The sequence below is a fragment of the Roseinatronobacter domitianus genome (genome assembly GCF_023336755.1).
GTDB lineage: Bacteria > Pseudomonadota > Alphaproteobacteria > Rhodobacterales > Rhodobacteraceae > Roseinatronobacter > Roseinatronobacter domitianus.
Genome location: NZ_JALZWP010000015.1, coordinates 41,402 through 67,361 on the forward strand (window position 1 = coordinate 41,402; position 25,960 = coordinate 67,361).

Here is a 25,960-nt window from a genome sequence, read left to right on the forward strand (position 1 = left end):
CAATGCGCGTAGCCTTATCGGGTTTATACCCTTGGAAACAAGCCCGCTTGTCATTGGCTGAATTGTAGCAAAATTCCCGCCTGCCCACCATTCTGGGCAACATTCGCATGGGCACCCTTGCCGAATTGCAAAATGACCTGCCCGTTATGGCCGCCGCTCTGCGTCAGATTGGCCGTATGGTTGCGCCCCCGCTGGTGGATGATCGCGCGGTTGTTCCCGCCCGATTGAGAGAGGCCTGCCGCATGGTTGCGCCCAACCTGGCGTATATCCGCACCAGACTTTATATCGCGGTGCAGCGCATATAACGCGATGGCGGTATTTAGCGCGCGGGCCTCTTCTGCATTGCGGGCATTCAGCGACAGCGACAAGCTGCCCGCCTGCGCCGATATGGGCGCGAAAGCGGTCAGGCCGGCAACAAGTGCAAGTGCGACTTTGGCAGATGAAGTCTTCATGGGTTTCGTCCTTTCATGCAATTCGTCACAGGGTCAGGGCAGAGCATGTCGTGCTCTGTCCATTGGCATTCAGGGTCAACTCGGCGCTCAGGTCGCGGGCACGGGCTGCAAAGCTGGCTTGGCTCAACACGCCGCGCTCTCCGGCTTTCAGATCAAACGCGCCGCCTTGGCGCATGGTGGATCGCCCGCCCGCGCTACGATGGTCCACCGTCAGGCTATAGACGCCGCGTGTGGCATGAGGCGCCTGGGCTTCAGCGGTCAGGGTCACGGTGCCGCGATGCTCTGACAGGTGCAATTCACACACCAAAGCATCGGGTGCCGGATGCGCTTGCAGCGTTGCAAGACCCGCCGCGCATGTGGTCCCGGTGATGACAAGCGCCGCGACAGTGTAGGGAATGGCAGACATGGTTGGTCTCCTTTCAAGGGAAAGCAGCCCGCGCCGAAGATCGCCCCGGCGCGGTGCGGATCATTCCTGAATGACAAGCACAACGTTGCCGCTGCCATGTTGTGTCGTGTTGGCGGTGTTGCCGGTCCCGGTCTGGATAACACCCACGGCGTTGCGGTTGCCCGACTGGGTGACCGTCGCGTCATTGTAGCGGCCCATCTGCGCGATTCCGACAATGTTGCGCCGCCCGTTCTGCAAGGTATCGGCCACGTTGTTGCGCCCAGACTGCCCCACCACAACCCGGTTGCGCGCGCCGTCCTGCGTGTGCAGCGACAGGTTGCCGCGCCCGCTCTGCGTGATGGTCACGCGCTGATGACGCCCGGTTTGCGCAATGGCGCCGGAATTATCGCGGCCCCATTGGTCGATCAGAACGCGGTTGGACCCGGCGCTTGCGGGCAAGCTGGACAGCGCGACAACAAGTGTGCAGGCAGCGGTAGAGAGTTTGAATAGGGTCATTGCGGATACTCCGTCTGGAAAGGGTCTGAACTGGCCCGGAGTTGGGCTGCGATCTGGTCGCAAACCCAATCTGGGGTCAGACGTGACTGACGGGCAATATCACTGCGCTGCCATGCCATTGCAGCTGCCTGCTATCGAATAGCAGCGCCACAACAGATTGATATAAATATACTTTCCGGCCAGATCGCCTAGCCGCCAGCCTTCACCGCCAGATCGCGCGCAATGGCGAAAGCCCCACGCACGCGCTCTTTCTCGGTGGACCAGTCGCGCTTGACCACGATCTTGTTGTCGCGGATATGCGCCAGCCCCTTTTGGTCCTGCATGAATTCCACCAATCCAGCGGGATTCGGGAACTTGTCATTGTGGAACTGGATGGTGGCGCCCTTCGGCCCGCAATCGAATTTGGCTATGCCCGCGCGCTTGCATTCCGCTTTGATGCGCATGACTGCCAGAAGCGTGTTCACCTCGCGCGGCAGTTTGCCGAACCGGTCAATCAGCTCGGCGGCGAAGCCTTCCAATTCGACCTTGCTGGTCAGGTTAGAGAGGCGACGGTAAAGACCAAGACGCACGTCCAGGTCAGGCACATAGGGTTCGGGGATCAACACCGGCACGCCCAGATTGATCTGCGGCGCCCATTGCCCTTCCAGATCATCGACAGAGGCAATCTCGCCAGAGCGGATCTTGGCGATCGTTTCTTCCAGCATCTGCTGATAGAGTTCGTAGCCAACTTCCTTGATATGGCCCGATTGTTCCTCGCCCAGAATATTGCCCGCGCCGCGCTGGTCCATATCATGGCTGGCCAGGTTGAACCCGGCCCCAAGGCTGTCAAGCGACGCCAGCAGCTTTAGCCGCCGCTCGGCCTGCGGCGTCAGCGGCAGGCGCGGCTTGGTGGTCAGGAAACAATAGGCGCGGGTTTTTGAGCGGCCCACGCGACCGCGTATCTGGTAAAGCTGCGCCAGCCCGAACATGTCGGCCCGGTAGACGATCATGGTGTTGGCGCGCGGAATATCCAGACCGGACTCGACAATGCTGGTGGCCAGAAGCACGTCATATTTGCCATCGTAAAAAGCGTTCATCCGCTCGTCCAGATCGCCTGCCGACATCTGGCCATTGGCAGTGACGAAGCTGACCTCTGGCACATGTGTGCGCAAAAACTCCTCAATTTCCGGCAGGTCGGAAATGCGCGGCGCGACAAAGAAGCTCTGCCCGCCACGGTAATGTTCGCGCAGCAGCGCTTCTCGCAATGTCAGCGTGTCGAATTCGCTGACATAGGTGCGGATTGCCAACCGATCCACAGGCGGGGTCTGGATGATGGACAGGTCGCGCACACCCGTCAGCGACAGTTGCAAGGTGCGCGGAATGGGCGTGGCGGTCAGCGTCAGCACATGGATGTCGCTGCGCAATTCTTTCAGCCGTTCTTTGTGGCTGACGCCGAAATGCTGTTCCTCGTCGATCACCAACAGGCCCAGATTGGCGAATTTCACCGATTTTGCCAGCAGCGCATGAGTGCCGATAACAATATCAACCGTGCCCTTGCTGATCCCGTCGCGCGTGGCGGTCGCGTCCTTGGCGGACACAAACCGCGACAAGGGCCGCACATTGATCGGGAAGCCCCGGAACCGGTCGGCGAAGGTCTTGAAATGTTGCCGCGCCAGCAGCGTGGTGGGCGCGATAACCGCGACCTGCACTCCCGACATGGCGGCGATAAAGGCCGCGCGCATGGCGACTTCGGTCTTGCCAAAGCCCACATCGCCGACCACCAGCCGGTCCATCGGGCGGCCAGATTCAAAATCGGCCACCACATCGGCGATGGCGTTCAACTGGTCGTCGGTTTCAGCATAGGGGAAACGGGCAAGAAATTCGTCCCACAACCCTTCTGGCGCGGTGAATTCGGGGGCGCGGCGCAACTGGCGCTCGGCGGCAATGCGGATCAGCTTGTCGGCAATCTCGCGGATACGCTGTTTCAGCCGCGCTTTCTTGGCCTGCCACGCGCCGCCGCCCAGCTTGTCAAGCAAGCCTTCTTCATGCCCATAGCGCGACAGCAGCTCGATATTCTCGACCGGCAGGAACAGACGGTCGCCGCCCGCGTATTCCAGCGCAATGCATTCATGCGGCGCGCCCATGGCGGTGATGGTTTCCAGCCCTTTGTAGCGGCCCACGCCATGGTCAACATGCACGATCAGATCGCCGGGGCTAAGCGTCTGCGCTTCGGTCAGAAAATTCTCGGGGCGTTTGCGGCGTGACTTGCGGCTGACAAGCCGGTCGCCCAGCACATCCTGCTCGGAAATCACCGTCAGGTCAGGCGCCTCGAACCCGGCTTCCAGCGGCCAGATGGTCAGGAACAGCCCATCTTTGCCCGCGCCCATGTCACGCGCTGTGGCAATGTCTTGCGCCGCACCTGCGCCGTGATCCTCCAGCAGGCCGCGCAAACGCTCGCGCGCGCCTTCGGAATGGCTGGCGACGATCACCCGCCCAGTTTTGCGGCGCGCGGTGATATGGGCGGCCAGCGCGTCGAACACATTGGCCCCCGACTGGCGTTCCGGCGCGAAGCTGCGCCCCATGCGCCCACCCGCATCCAACACACCCGGCCCCGGTGCTGCCGGCGCAACTTGCAGCCGGATCACGCGGCGTGGGGCAAGAGCCGCGTCCCAAGCCGGCATGTCGAGATACAGCAATTCCGGCGGGCAGGGCTTGTAGACCGTATCCATCCGCCCCTTTGCGCTCATAGCCTCGCGGCGCGCGTCATACTGGTCGGCAATACTGTCCCAGCGCGCGGCACACAGGCCGTCAAGCCCGTCATCCAACACCAAAGACGCCTTGGGCAGGTAATCAAACAGGGTCGCCATCTGCGTGTGGAAGAATGGCAACCAATGTTCCATGCCCTGATGCTTGCGCCCGGCACTGACGGCTTCATACAAAGGATCATCATTGCCCACTGCGCCGAATTCCACACGGTAATTCTGCCGGAACCGGGTGATCGCGGCCTGATCGAGGATGATCTCTGAGACAGGCGCGAACTCCACCCTTTGCAGCTTTTCAAGACTGCGCTGCGTGGCCGGGTCAAAGCGCCGCGCGCCGTCCAGAACATCGCCGAACAGGTCCAGCCGCACGGGGCCGGATTCGCCCGGGGGGTAGATGTCGAAAATACCGCCGCGAATGGCGTAATCGCCCGGCTCTGATACGGTAGGCGCTTGAGAGAAACCCATCCGCACAAGCCAGTCGCGCAAGGCGCTCTCATTCAGCCGGTGGCCGACCGTGGCCTGAAACGACGCGCCTTCCAAGACCTCTGGGGTGGGCACATATTGCATGGCCGCAGACAGCGTTGTCAGCACAACGAACTGCCCCGGAACCCCATGCGCCAAGGCCGCGAGCGTGGCCATGCGTGCTGCCGATATATCGGGATTGGGCGACACCCGGTCAAAGGGCAGGCAATCCCATGCCGGAAAGCGCAACACCGTGACATCCGGCGCGGCAAAGGCAAGCGCTTGCACCATGGCCTCGGCGCGCTTGTCATCGCGTGCAACATGGATCAGCGCGTCATCGCCGCGCGCCAGTTCGCGTTGCAACAAGGTTGCATCATAACCTTCGGGCGCGCCGCCCATGATGATCCGGGAAGTGGCATTCGTCATTGGTCTGGAAGATGTCCTTGGTAGAAGGTCAGGGCGAGCGCAGCAGCCGGGGTCCGAAGTCGGAGCGCTGTCAAACCCCTAGAACCGAGGTGGTTATGACATGTAACATGCCCCAGACCGCAGTCACGAAGATCGCAAGGACGCCGATAAGTTGCAACCAAAGCCTGTGGCGCAACAAGGCCCGCTGCAAAAGGGCGTCCCGCATGTTGTCATGCTCTATCCGAAAGGCAAGCCGCACGTTCAGGAACTGCGTCAGCGTCAGGGGCAGGAACAGCAAGAATAGCGCCTGAGCGAATTCCATCCCATGCCAGAAGGCCGTGATGAAGACAGCCGTCAGCAACATCGTCTGAAAGCCAAGCACCCAATGCCCGGCCCGCCGAACCACTGTCAGGCGACGCCGCACAAAAATACCGACCAGAATGTTCAGATCCTCGGCCGCTTGCCCGCCCTTGCGACGCGCCTTGACGATCAGATCATAGGGTGCCCCCATCACGTTCTGAGACACCGAGGACCACGCCAGCGCCAGCACGATCCAGAACCAGACCGATGAGAACGATCTCATGTCGATCAGTTCGAATATGTTTTCCAGAATGGGCAAGGCGCGATACTCTAACAGCTCTCTGCCATTCCGGTTAGCGGCTGTCCGGGTGTTTTGCAATGCCGCCTCTGGTTGCAGCTTTATTCTGGCGTCCAGCATGGTCTGGCCGAATGATTGCGCTATCACCCCAAGATTGCGCTAACGCCTGACAAACACACGGTTTTCGCCCTTTTTTCGCCTTTACCCCCTAGCTATACCAGCCGCAACCAGATTGCGGAGAGATGACCATGACCATCACCATCGGGATTAACGGCTTCGGACGCATTGGGCGGTGCACCCTGGCGCATATCGCCGAAAGCGCGCGCAACGATGTCGAGGTCGTCAAGATCAATGCCACCGGCCCGATTGAAACAAATGCGCATCTGCTGAAATATGACAGCGTGCATGGCCGCTTCCCCGGCAACATCCGGGTTGAAGGCGACACGCTGGATCTGGGCCGTGGCCCGATCAAGGTGATGTCCACCTACGACCCGCAGGAACTGGACTGGGCCGGCGTCGATGTGGTGCTGGAATGCACCGGCCAATTCAACGACCGTGACCGCGCCGCCGTGCATCTGGGCCGTGGCGCCAGTCGCGTGCTGGTCTCGGCCCCCGCCAAGAACGCCGATGCGACCATCGTCTACGGCGTGAACCACCGCAGCTTGCTTAGCGAGCATTTGGTCGTGTCGAACGGGTCATGCACCACGAACTGCCTGGCCCCACTGGCGAAGGTTCTGAATGACGCCATCGGCATTGAAGCAGGCATCATGACCACGGTTCACAGCTATACAGGCGACCAGCCAACCTTGGACCGCCGCCACAAGGACCTGTATCGCGCCCGTGCGGCTGCAATGGCCATGATCCCCACCTCGACCGGCGCGGCCAAAGCCTTGGGCGAAGTGCTGCCCGAACTGGCGGGTAAACTGGATGGCACAGCTTTGCGCGTGCCCACCCCGAATGTCAGCGCCGTGGACCTGACCTTTCAGGCAGGCCGCGATGTAACCGTGGCAGAGGTGAATGAAATCGTGCGCAAAGCGGCCGAAGGCTCGATGGGTGCTGTGCTGTCCTATGACCCGGAACCCAAAGTCTCGATCGACTTCAACCACACCCCGCATTCGTCCATCTTCGCACCGGACCAAACCAAGGTCGTGGGCGGCCGCACCGTGCGCGTGCTGGCATGGTATGACAACGAATGGGGCTTTTCTTGCCGCATGGCCGATGTCGCCGCCGCGATGGGGCGCTTGATCCACTGATCTGATTGATTGCTTTCAGCGCGGAACAAGGACGTAGCCCGCCGCGCAATCGGCGGGCAGTCCCGCGGCCTGCCAATTGGTTGCTGCAAGCGCTCAGATCAGATGCCCGCCGAACACGGCCACCATAAAGCGCCGTAGATCATCGAGCGGGTCGGCAGTCCCCGGCCCGCCGATTGCGCTACCCTGTCGCCAAAGCCCGCGCCCCCTCTATCGTCAGCCCCGGCGCCAGCGCATCCGGGTCCAGTACCAGCTCTATCACCGCAGGCACTCCCGCGTTCAAAGCACGGTCCAGCGCGGGCGCGAAATCCTCTGTCGCGATCACGGTTTCGCCATGCCCGCCATAGGCGCGCACCAGCGCCGCGTAATCGGGGTTGAATAGTTGGGTGCCACTGACCCGCCCGGGATAGGTCTTTTCCTGATGCATCCGAATTGTGCCGTATTGCCCGTTATTGCAGACCAAAACGACCACATTGGCCCCATATTGGCGCGCGGTGGACATCTCGTTCAGCGTCATCTGGAAATCCCCGTCCCCGGCCACGCAGACCACGGCGCGGTCGGGGTATTCCAGCTTCGCGGCAATTGCCGCCGGAAAGCCGTATCCCATCGACCCGGAGGTCGGCGCCAGATGGCCGGGGAACGCCCGCGCGCGGAAATAGCGGTGCAGGAAGGCCGCGAAGTTTCCGGCCCCGTTGGTGACAATGGCATTGTCGGGCAACAGATCCGACAGGCCACACAGCACCTGTTCCAGCTTAACCGCACCCGGTGTTTCACGCGGAGTGATCCAGTCAAGGTAATCAGCGCGGGCAGCCTTCGTCCAGTCCGACCAGTCTGGCAGCAATGGCGGGTCGCGCCGCGCAAGCCGCGCAAGCACATCCACCGCAGGCGCAGCCAAACCCAGATCGGGGCGGAACACGCGGCCCAATTCGTCGGGGTCGGGATGGACATGGATGATGGTTTTGCCGGGGCTGGCGGGGTCGACATGCGCGTAACTGCCCGTTGCAATATCGCCAAGGCGCGCGCCGATGACCAACAAACAATCTGCTTCCCGCAACCGCTGGCCCAGCTTGGGGTTCATCCCCACCGACAGATCGCCCGCATAGTTGGGGTGGCGATTGTCGATCCGGTCCATCCGCCGAAACGTGGCGCAGACCGGCAGGCCGAAACTTTCGGCAAAACGTGCCAAGTCCTGCGCGGCGTCTGTGGACCAGACAGACCCACCTGCGATGACCAAGGGGCGTTCGGCCCGGCAAACCATGTCTAGAACAGCGTCGATTTGTTCGCCACAGACCGAAGGCGGCATGGGCGCGACCGGGGCGATGTCGGGCACATCGGCGTGGGCTGACAACATGTTTTCCGGCAAGGCCAACACCACGGGTCCGGGGCGACCCGACTGCGCCACATGGAAGGCGCGGCTGATATATTCGGGCAGTCGGTCGGTCTGATCCACCTCTGCCGCCCATTTCGCCAGAGGGCCGAACACGGCGCGGTAATCAACTTCCTGAAATGCTTCGCGGTCGCGGTGCCGCGTGTCAATCTGGCCCACGAACAGGATAAGCGGCGTCGAATCCTGTTTTGCCACATGGATACCGCTCGACCCGTTGGTGGCCCCCGGCCCGCGCGTGACAAAGGCGACACCGGGCCGCCCCGTTAACTTGGCGTGCGCTTCGGCCATCATCACAGCGCCGCCTTCGTGGCGGCAGACAATGTTCTCTATGCCGGACTCGTGCAGCCCGTCCAGCGCAGCCAGAAAACTCTCGCCCGGTACGGAAAACACGCGCCGCACGCCCTGCGCTTTCAACTGGTCTACCAGAATTTGCCCACCATGGCGCATTGTCATCTCCCGTATGTTGCGTGGCAAACCTGCGTCAAACCCCGCGCGGGCGCAAGCCAGTTGCCTTTGGTGCATGCCCTGTTAGCTAAGGGGAAATGAGGAAAGGAAAACCATGAGAGACTTGACCCTGCTGGGCCTGTGCGGTTCGCTTCGCACCGAGAGCTTCAATCGCAAACTGATGCACGTCGCCGCCAAATCCTTCGGGCCAGCGCAATTTACCGAGGGCGATCTGAACCTGCCGCTGTTCAACGAGGACGTGGAGGCGCAGGGCATGCCGCAGGCCGTGACGCGCCTGAAAGAGCAGGTCAAGGCCGCCGATGCCGTGGTCATCGCCTGCCCCGAATACAACAAGGCGCCGCCGGGTGTGCTGAAGAATGCGCTCGACTGGCTTAGTCGGGGCGGTCAGCCTTGGACCGACAAGCCGGTGGCGCTGGTGACGGCTGCTGCGGGTCGCGCGGGTGGTGAACGCACGCAATTCGCTCTGCGGCTGATGATGGTGACATTCCGCCCTTATCTGCTGCAAGGGCCAGAGGTTCTGGTCTCTGGCCCCAAAGATCATTTTGACGAGCATGGCGCGCTTGTAACCGAAAGCTACCAAGGCTTGTTGACCGATCTGATGGCCGCATTGCGCAGCGCCGCAGAGGCCCGCAGTTAACCCGCGTCGAACCCGCGTCGCACAGCCGCCTCTGCCGAGGCGGCGAGCGCCTTGCGGGTCTGCCCCTTTGCGCATGGAATCGGGGCATGGCACATTACTGACACCCCCCCTTGCCGCGCTTGCCCAAGCACACGCAGGAAATGGCTTGCAAACTCCATCCCGCCCCACCAGCCATAGAAACGCGGGTCGGTCCCTTCGGGTGCCGTATAGCGCAAACTGACAGGTTGCACCGTCATGTCACGCGGCATGTCTGGGGCGAGGAATGCTTGAAACAATGTTGGTTTGAACGGCAAGACCAATGTGCTGTCCGTGCTTGTTCCTTCGGGGAAAAACACAAGTTTGTGCCCACGCCGGAATTCTGCGGCCAGAAGATGTGTCTGCGCCGTAGCATCGCGGCGGTCGCGCCGGATAAAGACGGTGCCCGCCATCCGGGCCAAAATTCCGATTGCGGGCCAGCCCGCAACCTCTGCCTTGGCCACGAACTGCACCGGCGCGGTGGCCCCCAGAACAAAGATATCCAGCCAAGAGGCATGATTGGCCACAAGTGCGCCTTGGCCATCCATGACCGCACCGCGAAAATTGGGTCGCAGCCCGATCACCCATAGCAGAAAACGGCAATAAACCTGCACAACACGGGGCGAAACCCGCCGCGCCCCAGCATGGGTGATAATTTCCAGCCCACGCGCCAGAACAAGAGCAAAGAGAGCAAGCGCCAGCCCGAAGACCAGCAGACATAAGCGCCAAACGGCACGACGTCGCACCGTGGAGGAAAGTGCCACGTCAGGTGGCGCAACGGTCGAATCCCATGTCGTCATAGCGCCCGCCGAACCAAAGTCTGAGCTTGGTCGCTCAGACGCGCCGCATCAAGGATGATGCAAACATCGGTCGTGTTGAAAGCCCGGTCAACAAAAGCGCCTTCCCCAATAGTGGCCCCAAGCCGCAAATAGCTGCGGATCAATGGCGGAATGACGCGCTTTGCCGCGCGCACATCCACATCCCGCGGGGCAACAAGATAGTCCAATTTGCAAGGCTTTGCCCGGACCCGCAATTCCTGCGGGGCCAGATGATTGTGGTGCAGCCAACTGAGCGGCTGCGCCAAACCCGACAAGTCTGCGCCGGGAAAACTGGCCGCCCCGAAGAGGATCTGGGCGTCGCGGTCCAGCGCGTAATTGGCAAGTGCCTGCCACATAAGCATCATCGCCAGACCGCCGCGATAGGCCGGGTCCACGCACGACCGCCCCAGTTCCAGCAAACGCTGCCCCGAGCGGCGCAGCGGCGTCAGGTCAAACTCAGCATCGCTATAGAATTGCCCATCCGGCCCCAGGCGATCCCCCGGCAGCAGACGATAGACGCCGACCACCTGCCCGCCGCGACCATTGTCGATCAGTAGCAGATGGTCGAAATATGGGTCGAAGGTATCCTGCTCCAGCCCGGCATCATGGTCCACGCATGGACCATCACCGCCCAACTCGCTCACGAAAACCCGGTAGCGCAACGCTTGCGCGGCGCGCAAATCGGACGGGCTAACGGCAAGGCGCGTCGACAGGCCACCCGACCTTGGCTGAGCCGACCTTGGCTGAGAATGTGACGCTGGCGCCATGACACTGGCTTCCTGTTTTGACCAACTCGGCTGCGCTTACTGCAAAGCGCCCGACGGCTTCAAGCGAAACAGTTTGTTTCGCATCGCGCGCTTGAGAACACGCATGGGTTGTTTATTGTTCATTATCAATATCCCACACGACGTCCAAGGGAACCGCTGCTGCATTAATGACCTGTTTTCCGGTCTCTGCAAAATTGACCGTGACCATATCACCCACCCGTGACTGCACTTGCCCAACGCCCCATGCGGGATGGGCAGGGCATCTTACAAACATGCCGGGCTCTAAAATATGATGCGACATGGCTATCCGTCTCCAAGCGGCAAAGATGCTGGGCTTTCGCCCGCCAAACCCGATTTGTCCGCGCTTATCGCAGCCCGAATCTGCCACGACCTTATCAGCCCGCTGGGGGCCATAGGCAATGGGGTGGAACTGCTGGAATTGTCCAAAACTGCGGCCGGGCCGGAACTTGCCCTGGTCCATGACAGCGTGCAACAGGCACAAGCGCGGATTAGACTGTTCCGAATTGCCTTTGGCTCGGTGAGCGCGGATCAGGCAATCGGGGCAGAAGAACTGCGCGGCATCTTGCGCGACTACAGTGCGCAACTTCGCTTCGATCTGGACTGGACCCCTCTCCAAAGCCAGCCCAAGCCCATGGTGAAACTGGGACTGCTGGCGCTGCTTTGCTTGGAAACCGTATTGCCCCACGGCGGGGTCGCGCAATGCAGCCTGTCACAGGACGGGCTGCATTTCATCGCCCGCACCGAGCGCCCCAAGCTATATGATGCGCTTTGGCAAGCGTTAGATGGGGGGGCGCCCTGGCCGGACGATCTGCGCGCGGCGCATGTGCAATTTCCGGCGCTGGCACAGGCGGTTACGGCAGAGGGCATGGCGCTTCGGGTCAGGACCGGGACGGACGGCGTCGATTTGCAAATAACCGCCGATTGAGCGTGCTTTGAACCCATACAAGCCTGTAAACGGATGACAGACGCACAAAAACTGATAGGCTGGCGCGACCAGAAATTCGGGTAACTCCCGGAAAGGAGACCAGATGACGAAATTCGCAAGCATGGCTATTCTTGCAGCCGGTATTGCCCTGGCAGGATGCCAGATGACCTCGAACGAACGCTCAGTGGCCGGCGGCCTGATGGGCGCCGCGGGCGGTTTGGCCGTGGCCAACCTGTTGGGTGCGAACACCAACTGGGCCATTATCGGGACCGTCGCGGGCGCGGCTGCCGGCACGCTTCTGGCGCGCAACACGCAGACCGGCACCTGTGCTTATGCGCGCGGCGACGGCACCTATTACGAGGCGCCCTGCCCGTAAGGTTTTGCGGCCGATACCGAATGCAAAAGGCCCCGACAAAGCGGGGCCTTTTGGGTTCATGCGTTTGGCAAAGGTTACTCTGCCGGGATCGCCGCCTGATCGTGGCTTATCGGGTGCGGCAGATGAACCAGCATTTCTTTCGGGCAGACCTGCACGAAATTGGCCTTCTCCCGGTCCCAGTTGCGCAAGATATCCTCGGAGCGCGACGACCCGGTTTCCTCGGCATGGCGCGCGATCAGGCCGCGCAGCTCGGCTTCCCAATGCTCGACCGTCACCGGGCAGGTCGCAAGCGATTCCATGTTGATGAGATCGGCCACTTCGCCCGCCGGATCGTAAAGGTAGGCCATGCCCCCTGTCATCCCCGCGCCGAAATTGGCACCGATGCTACCAAGGATTACCGCGACACCGCCGGTCATGTATTCGCAGCCATTCGACCCACAGCCCTCAATCACGACCTTCGCGCCAGAGTTCCGCACCGCGAACCGCTCCCCCGCGCGGCCTGCCGCGAACAAATAGCCATCTGTTGCGCCATACAGAACCGTGTTGCCGATGATCGTGTTCTCATGCGTCACCAGCGGCGACGACATGCGCGGGCGCACCACGATCAGACCACCGGACAGACCTTTGCCAACATAGTCATTGGCATCGCCGAACACTTCGATCTTCAAACCCGGCGCGGCAAATGCCCCCAGGGACTGCCCCGCGCTGCCGGTCAACTTGACCGTCAGGTGGTCGGGTTGCAAGCTGTTGCGCATCCCGAACCGCTTCACGATGTGGCTAGAGGCGCGCGTGCCCACGGTGCGATGGGTATTTTCCACCGCATAGGACAGTTGCATCTTCTCGCCTTCCTCAAAGAAGCGCGCGGCGTCGCGAATGATCTCTGCATCCAGCGTATCCGGCACCGCGTTGCGCGGCTTCTCGCGGTCGTAGCGGATCTGGTCCGCACCATCGACGGTCAGCAGCAGCGGGTTCAGGTCCAGATCGTCCAGATGCGCTGCCCCCCGGCTGACCTGCGTCAGCAAGTCGGCGCGGCCGATCACCTCATCCAGTGACCGCGCACCGATTTCGGCCAGAATTTCGCGCACTTCCTGCGCGTAGAAGGTGATCAGGTTCACCACCTTGTCGGCATTGCCGGTAAACTTGGCGCGCAGGGATTCGTCCTGCGTGCAAACGCCCACCGGGCAGGTGTTCGACTGGCACTGACGCACCATGATGCAGCCCATCGCGATTAGCGCGGCGGTGCCGATGCCGTATTCCTCGGCCCCCATCATCGCGGCCATGACAATGTCACGCCCCGTGCGCAGACCCCCATCGGTGCGCAGGGTCACACGCTCGCGCAGCTTGTTCATGGCAAGCACCTGATGCGCTTCGGTCAGCCCCATTTCCCACGGCAGGCCTGCGTATTTGATGGACGTGCCCGGGCTGGCCCCGGTGCCGCCATTATGGCCCGAAATCAGGATCACATCGGCCTTGGCCTTGGCCACACCAGCGGCAATCGTGCCCACGCCCGACTGGGCCACCAGCTTGACCGTGACCTTCACACGCGGGTTGATCTGCTTCAGATCGTAGATCAGTTGCGCCAAGTCTTCGATCGAATAGATGTCATGGTGCGGCGGCGGTGAAATGAGCGTCACACCCGGCGTCGAATGGCGCAGACGGGCGATCAGCTTCGTGACCTTCATGCCCGGAAGCTGGCCACCTTCGCCGGGCTTGGCACCTTGGGCGACCTTGATTTCCAGCTCTTCGCAGGCGTTCAGGTATTCCGCTGTCACGCCAAAGCGGCCAGAGGCCACCTGCTTGATTTTGGCGCAGGGATTGTCGCCATTGGGCAGCGGGTGCGCGTGGGCCGGGTCCTCGCCCCCCTCGCCGCTGTCGGATTTCGCACCGATGCGGTTCATGGCGATGTTCAGCGTCATATGCGCTTCGGGCGACAGCGCCCCCAACGACATGCCCGGCGTCACGAAACGCTTGCGGATAGAGGTGATGCTCTCCACCTCTTCCAAGGGAATCGCACGGCCCAAAGGCTTGATGTCCAGCAGGTCGCGCAGATGGATTGGATCACGCGAGCTTGTGGCTTTGGAATACTGCTTCCACAGCGCATAGCTGGAATTGTTGCAGGCCTGTTGCAGCAAGTGCATGTTCGTGGCTTCCCACGCATGCTTTTCGCCCGAGCGGCGCAGTTTGTAAAAACCGCCAATGGGCAGCACATCCTGCCCGCCGCGCCAACCCTTGGCGTGGACCTCTTCCAGCTTCATCTGAATGCCGTGCAGACCGATGCCGGAAATACGGCTGGGCATGCCGGGGAAATATTCGGCAACCATGGCGCGGCTTAGGCCCACCGCTTCGAAATTCAGCCCACCGCGATAGGACGAGATGACCGAAATCCCCATCTTCGACATGATCTTCAATAGCCCAAGGTCGATGGCCGCGCGGTAGCGGCGCATCGCGTCAATCAGCGGACCGTCGATCAGCCCACGGTCAATGCGGTCGGCAATGGTTTCCTGTGCCAGATAGGCGTTTACCGTCGTGGCCCCCGACCCAATCAGCACCGCGAAGTAATGCGGGTCAATGCATTCCGCCGCGCGCACATTGATGGAACAGAAGGTCCGCAAACCCTTGCGCGTCAGCCAGCTATGCACCGCGCTGGTGGCCAAGATCATCGGCATTGCGACCTTGTCGGCGCTTTGGTGTTCATCCGTCAGCACCAGATGGCCCGCGCCCGAACGCACGGCATCCTCTGCCTCTGCCCGGATACGCTCAAGCCCAGCGCGCAAAGCGTCCTCGCCACCACCTGCGGGAAAGCTGCAATCAATGAAAGACACCTGATCGCCGAACTCGCGCACCATTTCCGCGAATTCGCCATTGGCGACAAACGGGCTGTCCAGCACCAGAATTTCGGTCTGGCTGCTTTCTTCATCCAGCACGTTCTTGAGGTTGCCAAAACGGGTCTTCAGGCTCATGACCCGGTATTCGCGCAAGCTGTCGATGGCCGGGTTCGTCACCTGGCTGAAGTTTTGGCGGAAGAAATGCGACAGCGGGCGATAGACCTTGGACAACACCGCCGAAGGCGTGTCATCACCCATAGAGGCAATCATTTCCTTGCCGTCTTCGGCCATGGGGGCCAGAACCTGCTCGATCTCTTCAATCGAATACCCAGCCGCCACCTGACGGCGGCGCAGATCGGCGCCATCCATGGCGCGCGATTCGGGCACGTCATGCAGCTTTTCGTTCAGTTCGACGATCTTGTCATTCCAGTCGCCAAAGGGCTGAGCGGCTGCCAGCTTATCCTTCAATTCGACATCGTGATAGAGCTTGCCGTCGGTCATATCGACCGCGATCATCTGGCCTGGCCCAAGCGCACCTTTTTCACGCACGTTCAATTCATCGACCACGACCATGCCAATCTCGGACCCGGCAATCAGCATATTGTCGCCGGTCACAACATAGCGCATGGGGCGCAGGCCGTTTCGGTCCAGACCCGCGCAGACCCAGCGGCCATCGGTCATGGCAAGGGCTGCGGGGCCGTCCCACGGTTCCATCACAGAATTGCAATAGGAATACATGTCGCGCCACGCTTCGGGCATCTCAACGGCGGTCTTGGACCACGCTTCGGGCACCAGCATGGTTTTCGCCATGGGCGCATTACGGCCTGCCCGCACCAGCACTTCAAACACCGAATCCAGTGCTGCAGAGTCGGACGCGCCAGAGGCGACGATGGGCTTGATGTCCTCGGCCATGTCGCCGAAAGCGCCCGATGCCATGCGAATTTCATGGCTTCTCAACCAGTTCAGGTTGCCTTTCAGCGTATTGATTTCGCCGTTATGGGCCAACATGCGGAACGGCTGCGCCAGCCACCATTGCGGGAAGGTGTTGGTCGAATAGCGCTGGTGATAAATCGCAAAGGCAGACTCGAATTTCTCATCCGCCAGATCGGGATAGAATTCGGCGACCTGCTCGGCCAGCATCATCCCTTTGTAGATGATGGACCGGCAGGACAGCGAACACATGTAGAAACCCGCGATCCCGGCGGCCGTGACCGCTTTCTCAATCCGGCGGCGAATGACGTAAAGCTCACGCTCGAACGTCTCTTCATCCGTCCCCTTGGTGTTGCGGATCAGGATTTGTTCAATCTCTGGACGGGTTGCATTGGCCTTCTCGCCCAGGCACGCCACGTTGACCGGCACATGGCGCCAACCGTAAATCGTGTAGCCCATGCGCAAAACTTCGGTTTCGACAATGGTCCGTGAGCGTTCTTGCGCGTTGAAATCGGTGCGCGGCAAGAACACCTGCCCCACAGCCATAAGCTGGTCCATCGCCGGTTCATGCCCGGTGCGGCGGATTGCGTCATAGAAGAACGAGACCGGGATTTGCACATGAATGCCAGCCCCGTCACCAGTCTTGCCATCGGCATCAACCGCGCCCCGGTGCCAGATGGCTTTCAGCGCCTCGATCCCGTTTTCGACCACTTTGCGCGAAGGTTTGCCATCCAGCGATACCACAAGCCCCACACCGCAGGACGAATGCTCGTCTTCATCGCGATACAGGCTGTGCTCGGACATGTAGGCGCGGTTTGCTTCCTCGCGGGCGGCCCAGGCGTCATCATACTTGGTCATGTCTTTTCCTTTTCCGGCAGGAAATTCTGTTATTCGGCCGCAACCTGCGCGGGGGCCGAAAGATATGTCAGGATCGAGTCCGCGGCTTCGCGCCCGTCACGGATAGCCCAAACCACCAAGGAGGCACCGCGCACAATGTCACCCACAGCCCAGACACCGGGCATCTCGGTTTCATGCGTGTTGAACTTGGCCTTGATCGTGCCCCAACGCGTGACTGTCAGTTCGGGCTGCTCGAACAGCTTTGGCAGGTCTTCAGGTTCAAACCCAAGCGCCATGATCGCCATGTCTGCGTCTTCGGTGTAGTCAGCGCCTTCGATTACTTCGGGCGCGCGGCGACCGCTGGCATCGGGCTTGCCCAAGCGCATTTTTTGCACACGCACGCCCGACAGTTCGCCCGCATCGTCGGTCAGAAAACCAAGCGGCGCAGTCAGCCAGACAAATTCGACGCCCTCTTCTTCGGCATTGGCGGTTTCGCGGCGCGAGCCGGGCATATTTTCGCGGTCACGACGATACAGGCACTTGACAGAAGTTGCGCCCTGCCGCACCGCCGTGCGCACGCAATCCATGGCCGTGTCACCGCCGCCGATGACCACGACGCGCTTGCCCTTGGCATCAAGCGTGCCATCATCGAATTCCGGAACCTCGTCGCCAAAGCTTTTGCGGTTGCTGGCGGTCAGAAAATCGAGCGCAGGCAGCACACCGGGCGCGGCGGCATTCGGCGCGTTCAGGTCGCGCGCCTTATAGACGCCCGTTGCGATCAGGACAGCGTCATGCTTGCCGCGAATGGCGTCGAAGCTGATATCTTCGCCCACATTGCAGTTTAGTACAAATTCGACGCCCGCTTTCTCAAGCTGTTCGATCCGCCGCATGACAACAGGTTTTTCCAGCTTGAAGCCGGGGATGCCATAAGTCATCAGCCCGCCCGCGCGGTCATAGCGATCATAAATCGCGACCTGAACACCAGCGCGGCGCAGCACATCGGCGGCGGCCAGCCCACCGGGGCCAGAACCGATGATGGCGACCGATTCGGTACGGTCTGCGGCAGGCACGATTGGCTGCACCCAACCCTCTTCCCACGCGGTGTCAGTGATGTATTTCTCGACCGCGCCAATGGTCACAGTGCCGTGGCCCGATTGTTCGATCACGCAATTGCCTTCGCACAGACGGTCTTGCGGGCAGATACGCCCACAGATTTCCGGGAAGGTGTTGGTCGCCTGGCTTAGCTCATAGGCTTCCTGCAACCGCCCTTCGGCGGTCAGTCGCAACCAGTCGGGGATGTTGTTGTGCAACGGACAATGCGACTGGCAATAGGGCACGCCGCATTGGCTGCACCGGCCTGCCTGTTCGGCGGCCTTTTCGGTCGCGTATTCGCGATAGATCTCTCCGAAATCCTCGGTCCGCAAGTTGGGCGGGCGCTTGTCCGGCATTTCCTTGCTAACAGATACGAAACGCAGCATCGGTTGCTTGGCCATTGTCATTCCTCCAAGGTTCGGAACGGCCTTTTACAAAGCCAAGACGGAAATGAAAAGTCAGTAATGCTGCCATTTTTGGAGAAATTTTCCATTAGGGCGACGGGAAAAGCCGTTAACTTAGTATTTTTATGACAGTATAACTGACATACCTGCGGTATTCAATAAATCTTGGCACCCGATTCCGCGCGGAGTATAGGCGAGACATGACATTGCTTTACCTAGCTATCCTTGCGCTCGTTCAGGGCGTTACAGAGTTCTTGCCGGTCTCCTCCTCTGGCCACCTTATTCTGTTGCCCAAGCTGTTGGGCACGCAGGACCAGGGGCTTGCACTGGATGTCGCGGTGCATGTCGGCACATTGGTCGCAGTCTGCCTGTATTTCCGCACCGATGTGGCACGCGCAGCGCGGGGCACTGTCCAGCTTGCGCGCGGCCAACTTGCCACGGCAGAGGCCTTTCTGGCGCTATGCCTGATCGTCGCAACCATCCCCGTGATGGCGGCGGGACTGGTTCTGAAGCTGACCGGCTGGATCGACCTGATGCGCAGCATCGCGGTCATTGGCTGGGCGATGATCGTTTTCGGGATTGTGCTGTATGTGGCCGATAAGCGCGGCACCCAGACCCGAACCGCTCCTGCATGGACCCTGCGCCACGCGATCATCCTTGGCCTGTGGCAAGTGGTAGCGCTTATCCCCGGCACATCACGCTCTGGCATTGTTATTACGGGCGCGCGGGCCTTGGGTTATGTCCGCCATGATGCGGCGAAACTGTCCATGCTCATGTCAATACCGACCATTCTGGCGTCGGGCGCGCTTTTATCGCTGGATGTGATTGGGCAGGCAGATTGGGCACTTGCGCGCGATGCGGCCATTGCCGCAGTCATCGCCTTTGCCGCAGCACTAGCCGCGCTGGCGCTTATGATGCGCTTGCTTCAATCCGTAAGTTTCACACCTTATGTGATCTACCGTATCGCGCTTGGGGTTGTGCTTTTGGGTATCGCTTACGGCTGATACCCTCTTGACCAACGGCGCGGCGACATGTGTTAAGCCTTCATGCCACGCAGCAAATCCGCCCCTAAAAAACCCCCCTATCGCACTAGTGCCCCGCACCGGGCGTTCATGGGCATTGCGGATGGCCTGCGCTGGATACGGCGCTGGGTCTTGCGCCTGTCTGCTCTGGTCTTTGTGCTGTTGCTGGGGTGGGTGCTGCTTTACCGTTTCATAGCACCGCCCGGTGGGCTGTTCATGTTGCAAGAATATCGGCGCCTTGGGGCTATCCAGCAAGACTGGGTGCCGTTGTCACAAATTGCCCCGGTCATGGCGCGCTCCGCCGTGGCCGCAGAGGATGCCAATTTCTGCCGCCACTGGGGCTTTGACATGTCGGCCATCCGACAGGTCATCGAAGCAGGCGGCGCGCGCGGCGCGTCCACCATCAGCCAGCAGACGGTCAAGAACGTGTTTTTGTGGCATGGCCGGGACTGGACCCGCAAAGCGCTCGAATCAGGGATTACATTGCTGGTCGAAGCAACCTGGTCAAAGCCTCGCATCATCGAGGTTTATCTGAACGTGGCCGAATTCGACGAGGGCGTTTTCGGCGTTCAGGCCGCAGCCGCGCATTACTTTGGCACTACGGCAGCGGAACTGTCCCCGACCCAGGCCGCGCGGCTTGCCGCGATCCTGCCAGCCCCGAAAACCCGCAATGCTGCCGACCCGTCAGATTTCGTGCGCCGGCGCGCATCGTCCATCATGGACGGGGCGGCAACAATCGCGCGCGACGGACGCGCCGATTGCCTGAGTGGTTGAACTTGCCCGGCGCGCAAGGCAAGACAGAGCAATCCAAAACGTCACGAAAGCACCTGTTTGCCCATGGCCCGTTTGTATCACGTCCCGCTCTCTCCCTTTTGTCGCAAAGTTCGCCTTACCCTGGGCGAAAAACGCGTCGAGGTTGAACTTGTCGAAGAACGCTACTGGGACCCAAGCCAAGATTTCATGCGCCGCAATCCTGCGGGCAAGGTGCCGATCCTGCGCTATAACGGGACACATCTGTCCGAAAGTCAGGCGATCTGCGAATATCTGGACGATGTGATCCCCTCTCCTCCGCTGGTGCCAAAATCGGCCGATGCCCGGTATGAAATGCGTCGCCTGTGCACATGGTTCGATGACAAGTTCCACAGCGAAGTGACCGCCAACCTTGTCTATGAACGCGTGAACAAAAAGATCAGTGGGCAGGGCTACCCGGATTCGGCGCGTATCAAGGCGGGGTCTGCGCGGATCAAGTTTCATCTGGATTACATGGACTGGCTGCTGGGCCAGCGGCGGTGGCTTGCGGGCAACGACATGACGCTGGCGGATTTCACCGCCGCCGCCCATTTGTCCAGCCTTGATTACATCAACGATGTGGACTGGAAACGCTCTGCCACCGTGCATGAGTGGTATTCCAAGATCAAATCACGGCCAGCCTTTCGCACGCTGCTGGCGGACCAGATACCCGGCTTTCAACCGCCCGCGCATTATGCCGATCTGGATTTCTAGCACGTTTTGCGTCATGCCGGGCACATGTCCGAAGACCTGAAATCAGAATTGCGCGCGAAAGCGCTGGATGTCGGCTTCACGGCCTGCGCTGTGACGCATCCGGGCGCGATCCCGCTTGCGCCCGAACGATTGGCCGAATTTATCAATGCCGGGCACCATGGGCAGATGGGCTGGATGGCAGACCGCATGGCGTGGCGCGGCGACCCATCCGCATTGTGGCCAGAGGCGCGCAGCATCATCATGCTGGCCGAAAGCTACACGCCCGACCATAACCCGCTGGACCTGCTTGCGCTGCGCGAGCATGGCGTGATTTCGACCTATGCGCAGGGGCGCGATTACCACGATTTGGTCAAGAAACGTCTGAAACGGCTGGGGCGCTGGCTGATCGAGCGCGCGGGTGGGGAAATCAAGGTATTTGTCGATACTGCCCCGGTCATGGAAAAACCCTTGGCAGAAGCGGCGGGATTGGGCTGGCAGGGCAAGCACACCAACCTGCTGTCGCGCGAGTTGGGAAACTGGTTCTTTCTGGGCGCGATTTTCACCACCCATGCGCTGCCGCCCGATGCACCTGCCGAAGGGCATTGCGGATCATGCCACGCTTGTCTGGACATATGCCCGACCAATGCCTTCCCCGCACCCTACCAGTTAGATGCCCGGCGCTGCATTTCCTACCTGACGATTGAACATCACGGCCCGGTGCCAGAAGAGTTGCGCGCGAAAATGGGCAACCGGATTTATGGCTGCGACGATTGTCTGGCCGTGTGCCCCTGGAACAAGTTTGCCGCCGAAGCGTCCGAGGTAAAATATGCCGCGCGCGATGGTATGATCGCGCCGGACCTTGCTGAATTGGCTGGGCTTGACGATGCCGGGTTTCGCGCGCGCTTCTCCGGCTCGCCCATAAAGCGGATCGGGCGCGGGCGGTTCGTGCGCAACGTGCTCTATGCCATCGGCAATTCAGGCAGCCCCCGGCTGCGACCCGTGGCGCAAGGCTTATGCGACGATGCCGACGCAGTCGTGGCGGATGCGGCGCAATGGGCCGTGGCGCGCTTGGCATAGCCATGGGGGCTGCCGCCCCCAGACCCCCGCGAGTATTTTCGGCAAGATGAAATGGGATCAGCTTTGCCAATCAGCGCTTTGCATTTCGCGCAGGCGGCTGGCGGTGCGCTCGAACTCGAACGACCCGGCCCCTTCGGTATAAAGCTTTTCAGGTTCCGCCGCTGCCGACGCGATCAGCCGCACATGCCCCTCATACAGCGCATCGATCAGCGTAACGAAACGTTTCGCCTGATTGTAATTGCCCGATGACAGTTGCGGGATGTCATCAAGGATCAGGACGCGCAGCGCCTCGGCAATGGCAAGGTAGTCGGCGGCGCCCAAGGGCTGGCCGCACAGCTCCCAGAAGGACGCGCGGCCAACGCCGTTATGTGCCTTGGGGATGATGACGTCACGGCCATTGACGCGCAGTCGCAGTTCTGCCCCCGGATCATGGCCGGTCAGATCGTCCCACAACTGGCCAAGCGTTTCACGTGCCTGCGCGCCACCGGGGGTGAAATAGACCTGCGCGCCCGCCAGGCGGTGCTGGCGGTAATCGGTTTCCGCTTCCAGATGGTGGACGACCATGCGCGCCTTCAACATGTCGATGAAGGGCAGGAACAGAGCGCGGTTCAAACCGTCTTTATACAGATCATCCGGCGGGCGATTCGAGGTGGTGACGATGGCAACCCCCGCAGCCATGAGCCGCTCGAACAGACGCCCCACGACCATCGCATCGGTGATATCGGTGATCTGCATCTCGTCAAAGGCCAGCAAGCGGACCTTTGCTGCGACCGCATCGGCAACGGGGGCCAGCGCGTCTTGCGTATTGGCCTGCCGCGCCTTGTGCAAACCCGCATGGATTTCCTGCATGAACGCATGGAAATGCACCCGCCGTTTGGGCACATCGCCCGCATGGGCCACGAACAGATCCATCAGCATGGATTTACCGCGCCCCACACCGCCCCACAGATACAATCCCGGCGCGGGCGCGGGCTGCGCGCGCCCAAACAAGCCGCGCAAGCCGCCCGATTTGGGCGCGGGCTGGGCCAAATGGCCAAGGATCGGCTGGAACAAGGGCAAAGCCGCGCGCTGCGCCGGGTCGGGGCGCAACGAGCCATCTTCTACCTTGCAATCATAAAGCGCGGTCAGGTCATTGCTCATGCCCGCCTGAATACGCCAAGCCGAGGGCCGCGAAAAGCCCTGCTTGCCAGCCGGCACGGGCCTCGGTAGGTGTTAGGGGTTAGTTGCTACGGGGGTAGATATGGACGATCCGAAAACGCTGGTTTCCACAGAATGGCTGGCCGCGCATCTGTCAGACCCCGATTTGCGCGTGCTGGATGCAAGCTGGCATATGCCCACCACCGGGCGTGACGCGCGGGCAGAGTATGAGGCGGCTCATATTCCGGGTGCGCGGTTCTTTGATATTGACGATGTCAGCGACCATCGCTCGGCGCTGCCCCACATGGCCCCCCCGGTTGAGAAATTCATGTCCCGCATGCGCGCCATTGGCGTGGGCGACGGGCATCAGGTTGTTGTCTATGACAGCACTGGGCTGTTTTCCGCCGCGCGTGTCTGGTGGTTGTTCCGGCTGATGGGCAAGACGGATGTCGCCGTGCTGGATGGCGGTTTCCCCAAATGGCAAGCCGAAGGGCGCGCGGTCGAAGACCTGCCGCCGGTCTTGCGCGAACGGCACATGACAGCGCAACGGCAGCCGCATCTGGTAAAGGACGTGAGCCAAGTCGCCGCTGCGATCAAACTGCGGGATTGGCAAATACTGGACGCACGCAGCCCGGCGCGGTTTCGCGGTGACGAACCCGACCCACGCGAGGGGCTGCGCGCGGGCCACATGCCCGGCGCAATAAACCTGCATTATGCGGAATTGCTGAACGCGGATGGCACCCTGAAGCGCGGCGATGCCTTGCGCGCGGCATTCGAGGGCGCGGGCGTGGATTTGCAGCGACAGGTTATCACCACCTGCGGGTCGGGTGTAACAGCCGCGATCCTGTCATTGGGGCTGGAAATTCTGGGGCATCGCGATCATGCGCTTTACGATGGGTCCTGGTCGGAATGGGGCCTGTTTCCTGATCTGAAGGTGGAACAGGGATGACAACGCACCATGCCGGGGACAACATTCCCTACACCGTGACATTCTTGCAAATGACCCATCGGCCGACCTATGATTGGCCCCATACGCCCAGCGCAATGACCGGCGCGTTACTGAAAGCAGATGCGCCGCCCGTGTGGTATTTCCGCGCTTTGTATGACGCGGTTGGCCGTGACTATGCCTGGACCGACCTGCATGACAGCGAAGATACAGAGATTGGCGATTGGTTGGCAGATCCGAAGGTCGCGCTCTATTCGCTGATCGACAAAGGTTGGCCGCATGGGTTCTTCCTTCTGGATTGGCGCGCAGGTGCCACCTGCGAGCTGTGTTATTTCGGGCTGGTTCCGGGCGTGGTCGGCCGCGGCTTTGGGTCTTGGATGCTGCGCACCGCGATCCTGACGGGTTGGGCGCAAGAGGGGGTTGAGAAGATGATCGTCAACACCTGCACGCTCGACCACCCGCGCGCACTGATCCAGTATCAGCGCCATGGGTTCGAGGTTGTCCGCCGCGAAGACCGCACCCGCACCCTGACCCGCGACTGGACCCCGACAAAGGACTGAACGATGTTCGAAGCCCTGCCCGCCCCCAAACTGGACGGAATCATTGGCCTGATGCAGGCCTTTGCCAATGATCCGCGCACAGACAAGATCGACCTTGGTGTGGGCGTTTACCGTGACTCGCACGGGCGCACGCCAGTGATGCGAGCGGTCAAACAGGCCGAGGCGCGGATCTTGGAAGAACAGGACAGCAAAAGCTATCTGTCACTGGCAGGCGATGCGGCATTTCTGGACGCAATGGAAACATTGCTGCTGGGTGGCGCGGTCCCAAATGCTCGTGTGGCCGCTGTCGGCACGCCGGGCGGCACCTCTGCCGTGCGCCAGATCTGCGAGTTGATCGCCAAGGTGCGCCCCGGCGCGACCGTCTGGGTCAGCGCGCAAACATGGCCGAACCATGGGCCACTTATTGCCGCCGCTGGTCTGACCGCGCGCCCTTATCGCTATCTGGATACAGAGGCGGGCGCGCTTGACCGCAACGGCATGTTTGCCGATCTGGCCGAGGTGCAGGCGGGCGAAGTGGTGCTGCTGCATGGATGCTGCCACAACCCAACCGGCGTGGACCTGACACCGCAAGACTGGGCCGAGGTTGCGGCGCTTCTGGAGCGCACCGGCGCCACAGCTTTTGTGGACATGGCCTATCAGGGCTTTGGCGAAGGGCTGGACACCGACGCAGGCGGCTTGCGCCATCTGGCGGCGCGCCTGCCCGAAGTTTTGATTGCGGCAAGTTGTTCCAAGAATTTCGGCCTGTATCGCGACCGTGTGGGCATTGCCATGGCGGTGGTGCCCGACGCGCAGCGCGACGCGATGGCGGCGACATTGGCCGGGCTGAACCGGCAAAGCTTCGCCTTTCCGCCCGACCACGGGGGCCGCGTGGTCAGCACCATTCTGGGTGATCCCATGCTGCGCGCGGTCTGGCTGGAAGAGCTGGACGCGATGCGCGCCCGCGTGCAGGACAACCGCCGCGCGCTGGCCGACGCGTTGCGCGACGCCACCGGGTCCGACCGCATGGCGGCCGTGGGCGCGCAACAGGGGATGTTTTCCATCCTGCCATTGACGGAAGCACAGGTTACCAAACTGCGCGAGGATCACGGCATCTACATGCTGTGGGACGGGCGGGTGAACATGGCGGGGATGGACCCGTCGCGCGCGTGTGACGTTGCCCGCGCGGTGGCTAGTGTCACCGCTGGATGTGTTGAGGGGACCTAGTCGTCGCGATTGACGCTTCTATAGGTGTTGAGGCAAAAGATAAATCGGAGAGCACTATGCTATTGAACTTCATCGAAACGATGTTGAGCCCGCCTTGGGAGAGTGTCCGATCTTCTGTGTAACCGGGATCTGGTCCATGCTTCCTGAGAGGAGCAAGGACGATGACGATTTCCAAGGAACTGCTGGACGAACTTCTGAAGGGCTGCGAGCGCCCTGAAGATCTGC

General features: G+C 61.2%; 23 protein-coding genes. 11 read left to right on the forward strand and 12 right to left on the reverse strand.

Features of this window, described 5'->3' with window-relative positions; translation table 11 throughout:
• Positions 1 to 50: 50 nt before the first annotated feature.
• The 5 genes from M3N55_RS13430 to M3N55_RS13450 all read right to left on the reverse strand — a co-directional run bounded on the left by M3N55_RS13430 (position 51) and on the right by M3N55_RS13450 (position 5,679).
• Complete coding sequence (locus tag M3N55_RS13430; RefSeq protein ID WP_249059918.1) at positions 51 to 452, reverse strand: hypothetical protein; 402 nt, start codon at positions 450 to 452, stop codon at positions 51 to 53.
• Between the two features lie 25 nt (positions 453 to 477).
• Positions 478 to 858: a curli-like amyloid fiber formation chaperone CsgH gene (gene csgH, locus M3N55_RS13435; protein WP_249059920.1), complete on the reverse strand. Its 381-nt coding sequence runs from the start codon at positions 856 to 858 to the stop codon at positions 478 to 480.
• 60 nt (positions 859 to 918) lie between these two features.
• On the reverse strand, positions 919 to 1,353 hold the full coding sequence (locus tag M3N55_RS13440) for a hypothetical protein (RefSeq protein ID WP_249059922.1): 435 nt from the start codon (positions 1,351 to 1,353) through the stop codon (positions 919 to 921).
• A gap of 188 nt (positions 1,354 to 1,541) precedes the next feature.
• Positions 1,542 to 4,982, reverse strand: coding sequence for a transcription-repair coupling factor (gene mfd / locus M3N55_RS13445; RefSeq protein ID WP_249059924.1), 3,441 nt, complete (start codon positions 4,980 to 4,982; stop codon positions 1,542 to 1,544).
• Positions 4,983 to 5,052: 70 nt separating this feature from the next.
• Entirely contained in the window at positions 5,053 to 5,679 is a 627-nt protein-coding gene (locus M3N55_RS13450) for a component of SufBCD complex (RefSeq protein ID WP_249059927.1), read from the reverse strand.
• 128 nt (positions 5,680 to 5,807) lie between these two features.
• Between M3N55_RS13450 and gap the strand changes: the two genes are divergently transcribed.
• Entirely contained in the window at positions 5,808 to 6,812 is a 1,005-nt protein-coding gene (gene gap / locus M3N55_RS13455) for a type I glyceraldehyde-3-phosphate dehydrogenase (RefSeq protein WP_249059929.1), read from the forward strand.
• A gap of 178 nt (positions 6,813 to 6,990) precedes the next feature.
• Here gap and M3N55_RS13460 read toward each other — a convergent pair whose 3' ends face one another.
• The gene (locus M3N55_RS13460; RefSeq protein WP_249059930.1) at positions 6,991 to 8,643 is read right to left on the reverse strand and encodes a thiamine pyrophosphate-binding protein; all 1,653 of its coding nucleotides are present in this window, start codon (positions 8,641 to 8,643) and stop codon (positions 6,991 to 6,993) included.
• Between the two features lie 112 nt (positions 8,644 to 8,755).
• On the opposite strand from M3N55_RS13460, the gene M3N55_RS13465 reads away from it, so the two are divergent.
• Positions 8,756 to 9,298 (forward strand): NADPH-dependent FMN reductase, encoded by a 543-nt coding sequence (locus M3N55_RS13465; protein ID WP_249059938.1) that lies wholly within the window; start codon positions 8,756 to 8,758, stop codon positions 9,296 to 9,298.
• On the opposite strand, the gene olsA is transcribed toward M3N55_RS13465, so the two are convergent.
• The 3 genes from olsA to M3N55_RS13480 all read right to left on the reverse strand — a co-directional run bounded on the left by olsA (position 9,295) and on the right by M3N55_RS13480 (position 11,199).
• Positions 9,295 to 10,113: a lyso-ornithine lipid O-acyltransferase gene (olsA, locus tag M3N55_RS13470; RefSeq protein ID WP_249059940.1), complete on the reverse strand. Its 819-nt coding sequence runs from the start codon at positions 10,111 to 10,113 to the stop codon at positions 9,295 to 9,297. The two genes, M3N55_RS13465 and olsA, sit on opposite strands and share 4 nt — an antisense overlap.
• Positions 10,110 to 10,898, reverse strand: a complete 789-nt coding sequence (locus M3N55_RS13475; RefSeq protein ID WP_249059943.1) for a GNAT family N-acetyltransferase — start codon at positions 10,896 to 10,898, stop codon at positions 10,110 to 10,112. Before M3N55_RS13475 ends, olsA begins: the two co-directional genes overlap by 4 nt.
• 112 nt (positions 10,899 to 11,010) lie before the next feature.
• Complete coding sequence (locus tag M3N55_RS13480) at positions 11,011 to 11,199, reverse strand: DUF3553 domain-containing protein (protein WP_283163977.1); 189 nt, start codon at positions 11,197 to 11,199, stop codon at positions 11,011 to 11,013.
• On the opposite strand from M3N55_RS13480, the gene M3N55_RS13485 reads away from it, so the two are divergent.
• Together M3N55_RS13485 and M3N55_RS13490 are read left to right on the forward strand one after the other, a co-directional pair.
• Positions 11,188 to 11,844 carry a histidine phosphotransferase family protein gene (locus M3N55_RS13485; protein ID WP_249059944.1) on the forward strand — a complete coding sequence of 219 codons (657 nt, stop codon included), beginning with the start codon at positions 11,188 to 11,190 and terminating at the stop codon, positions 11,842 to 11,844. The genes M3N55_RS13480 and M3N55_RS13485 overlap by 12 nt on opposite strands.
• 103 nt (positions 11,845 to 11,947) lie before the next feature.
• On the forward strand, positions 11,948 to 12,220 hold the full coding sequence (locus M3N55_RS13490; protein ID WP_249059946.1) for a YMGG-like glycine zipper-containing protein: 273 nt from the start codon (positions 11,948 to 11,950) through the stop codon (positions 12,218 to 12,220).
• 74 nt (positions 12,221 to 12,294) lie between these two features.
• Here the strand turns inward: M3N55_RS13490 and gltB are convergent, their stop codons facing one another.
• Positions 12,295 to 16,833 (reverse strand): glutamate synthase large subunit, encoded by a 4,539-nt coding sequence (gene gltB, locus M3N55_RS13495; RefSeq protein ID WP_249059948.1) that lies wholly within the window; start codon positions 16,831 to 16,833, stop codon positions 12,295 to 12,297.
• A 29-nt stretch (positions 16,834 to 16,862) separates the two neighbouring features.
• Entirely contained in the window at positions 16,863 to 18,305 is a 1,443-nt protein-coding gene (locus M3N55_RS13500; RefSeq protein WP_249059950.1) for an NAD(P)-dependent oxidoreductase, read from the reverse strand.
• Between the two features lie 203 nt (positions 18,306 to 18,508).
• Here M3N55_RS13500 and M3N55_RS13505 point away from each other — a divergent pair, with 203 nt between their 5' ends.
• From M3N55_RS13505 to queG, 4 genes are all read left to right on the forward strand, one after another.
• Positions 18,509 to 19,312, forward strand: a complete 804-nt coding sequence (locus M3N55_RS13505; protein ID WP_249059951.1) for an undecaprenyl-diphosphate phosphatase — start codon at positions 18,509 to 18,511, stop codon at positions 19,310 to 19,312.
• A gap of 108 nt (positions 19,313 to 19,420) precedes the next feature.
• Positions 19,421 to 20,104 carry a monofunctional biosynthetic peptidoglycan transglycosylase gene (mtgA, locus tag M3N55_RS13510; RefSeq protein ID WP_249059953.1) on the forward strand — a complete coding sequence of 228 codons (684 nt, stop codon included), beginning with the start codon at positions 19,421 to 19,423 and terminating at the stop codon, positions 20,102 to 20,104.
• 63 nt (positions 20,105 to 20,167) lie between these two features.
• Positions 20,168 to 20,833, forward strand: coding sequence for an FtsZ-binding protein FzlA (fzlA, locus tag M3N55_RS13515; protein ID WP_249059955.1), 666 nt, complete (start codon positions 20,168 to 20,170; stop codon positions 20,831 to 20,833).
• A gap of 24 nt (positions 20,834 to 20,857) precedes the next feature.
• On the forward strand, positions 20,858 to 21,889 hold the full coding sequence (gene queG / locus M3N55_RS13520; RefSeq protein ID WP_249059957.1) for a tRNA epoxyqueuosine(34) reductase QueG: 1,032 nt from the start codon (positions 20,858 to 20,860) through the stop codon (positions 21,887 to 21,889).
• A gap of 57 nt (positions 21,890 to 21,946) precedes the next feature.
• On the opposite strand, the gene zapE is transcribed toward queG, so the two are convergent.
• Positions 21,947 to 23,029, reverse strand: coding sequence for a cell division protein ZapE (gene zapE, locus M3N55_RS13525; RefSeq protein WP_249059960.1), 1,083 nt, complete (start codon positions 23,027 to 23,029; stop codon positions 21,947 to 21,949).
• 100 nt (positions 23,030 to 23,129) lie between these two features.
• Between zapE and sseA the strand changes: the two genes are divergently transcribed.
• Genes sseA through M3N55_RS13540 form a run of 3 tightly spaced genes read left to right on the forward strand, consistent with a single transcriptional unit; the run spans position 23,130 to position 25,735 of the window.
• The gene (gene sseA / locus M3N55_RS13530) at positions 23,130 to 23,975 is read left to right on the forward strand and encodes a 3-mercaptopyruvate sulfurtransferase (protein ID WP_249059963.1); all 846 of its coding nucleotides are present in this window, start codon (positions 23,130 to 23,132) and stop codon (positions 23,973 to 23,975) included.
• Positions 23,972 to 24,532 carry a GNAT family N-acetyltransferase gene (locus tag M3N55_RS13535; RefSeq protein WP_249059965.1) on the forward strand — a complete coding sequence of 187 codons (561 nt, stop codon included), beginning with the start codon at positions 23,972 to 23,974 and terminating at the stop codon, positions 24,530 to 24,532. Before sseA ends, M3N55_RS13535 begins: the two co-directional genes overlap by 4 nt.
• A 3-nt stretch (positions 24,533 to 24,535) precedes the next feature.
• Complete coding sequence (locus tag M3N55_RS13540; RefSeq protein WP_249059967.1) at positions 24,536 to 25,735, forward strand: amino acid aminotransferase; 1,200 nt, start codon at positions 24,536 to 24,538, stop codon at positions 25,733 to 25,735.
• Positions 25,736 to 25,960: the final 225 nt, after the last annotated feature.

Excerpts from the sequence above, each read along its gene's own strand:
- M3N55_RS13430 (WP_249059918.1), bottom strand. The coding sequence starts at position 452 with ATGAAGACTTCATCTGCCAAAGTCGCACTTGCACTTGTTGCCGGCCTG.
- csgH (WP_249059920.1), bottom strand. The coding sequence starts at position 858 with ATGTCTGCCATTCCCTACACTGTCGCGGCGCTTGTCATCACCGGGACC.
- M3N55_RS13440 (WP_249059922.1), bottom strand. The coding sequence starts at position 1,353 with ATGACCCTATTCAAACTCTCTACCGCTGCCTGCACACTTGTTGTCGCG.
- mfd (WP_249059924.1), bottom strand. The coding sequence starts at position 4,982 with ATGACGAATGCCACTTCCCGGATCATCATGGGCGGCGCGCCCGAAGGT.
- M3N55_RS13450 (WP_249059927.1), bottom strand. The coding sequence starts at position 5,679 with ATGCTGGACGCCAGAATAAAGCTGCAACCAGAGGCGGCATTGCAAAAC.
- gap (WP_249059929.1), top strand. The coding sequence starts at position 5,808 with ATGACCATCACCATCGGGATTAACGGCTTCGGACGCATTGGGCGGTGC.
- M3N55_RS13460 (WP_249059930.1), bottom strand. The coding sequence starts at position 8,643 with ATGCGCCATGGTGGGCAAATTCTGGTAGACCAGTTGAAAGCGCAGGGC.
- M3N55_RS13465 (WP_249059938.1), top strand. The coding sequence starts at position 8,756 with ATGAGAGACTTGACCCTGCTGGGCCTGTGCGGTTCGCTTCGCACCGAG.
- olsA (WP_249059940.1), bottom strand. The coding sequence starts at position 10,113 with ATGACGACATGGGATTCGACCGTTGCGCCACCTGACGTGGCACTTTCC.
- M3N55_RS13475 (WP_249059943.1), bottom strand. The coding sequence starts at position 10,898 with ATGGCGCCAGCGTCACATTCTCAGCCAAGGTCGGCTCAGCCAAGGTCG.
- M3N55_RS13485 (WP_249059944.1), top strand. The coding sequence starts at position 11,188 with ATGATGCGACATGGCTATCCGTCTCCAAGCGGCAAAGATGCTGGGCTT.
- M3N55_RS13480 (WP_283163977.1), bottom strand. The coding sequence starts at position 11,199 with ATGTCGCATCATATTTTAGAGCCCGGCATGTTTGTAAGATGCCCTGCC.
- M3N55_RS13490 (WP_249059946.1), top strand. The coding sequence starts at position 11,948 with ATGACGAAATTCGCAAGCATGGCTATTCTTGCAGCCGGTATTGCCCTG.
- gltB (WP_249059948.1), bottom strand. The coding sequence starts at position 16,833 with ATGACCAAGTATGATGACGCCTGGGCCGCCCGCGAGGAAGCAAACCGC.
- M3N55_RS13500 (WP_249059950.1), bottom strand. The coding sequence starts at position 18,305 with ATGGCCAAGCAACCGATGCTGCGTTTCGTATCTGTTAGCAAGGAAATG.
- M3N55_RS13505 (WP_249059951.1), top strand. The coding sequence starts at position 18,509 with ATGACATTGCTTTACCTAGCTATCCTTGCGCTCGTTCAGGGCGTTACA.
- mtgA (WP_249059953.1), top strand. The coding sequence starts at position 19,421 with ATGGGCATTGCGGATGGCCTGCGCTGGATACGGCGCTGGGTCTTGCGC.
- fzlA (WP_249059955.1), top strand. The coding sequence starts at position 20,168 with ATGGCCCGTTTGTATCACGTCCCGCTCTCTCCCTTTTGTCGCAAAGTT.
- queG (WP_249059957.1), top strand. The coding sequence starts at position 20,858 with ATGTCCGAAGACCTGAAATCAGAATTGCGCGCGAAAGCGCTGGATGTC.
- zapE (WP_249059960.1), bottom strand. The coding sequence starts at position 23,029 with ATGAGCAATGACCTGACCGCGCTTTATGATTGCAAGGTAGAAGATGGC.
- sseA (WP_249059963.1), top strand. The coding sequence starts at position 23,130 with ATGGACGATCCGAAAACGCTGGTTTCCACAGAATGGCTGGCCGCGCAT.
- M3N55_RS13535 (WP_249059965.1), top strand. The coding sequence starts at position 23,972 with ATGACAACGCACCATGCCGGGGACAACATTCCCTACACCGTGACATTC.
- M3N55_RS13540 (WP_249059967.1), top strand. The coding sequence starts at position 24,536 with ATGTTCGAAGCCCTGCCCGCCCCCAAACTGGACGGAATCATTGGCCTG.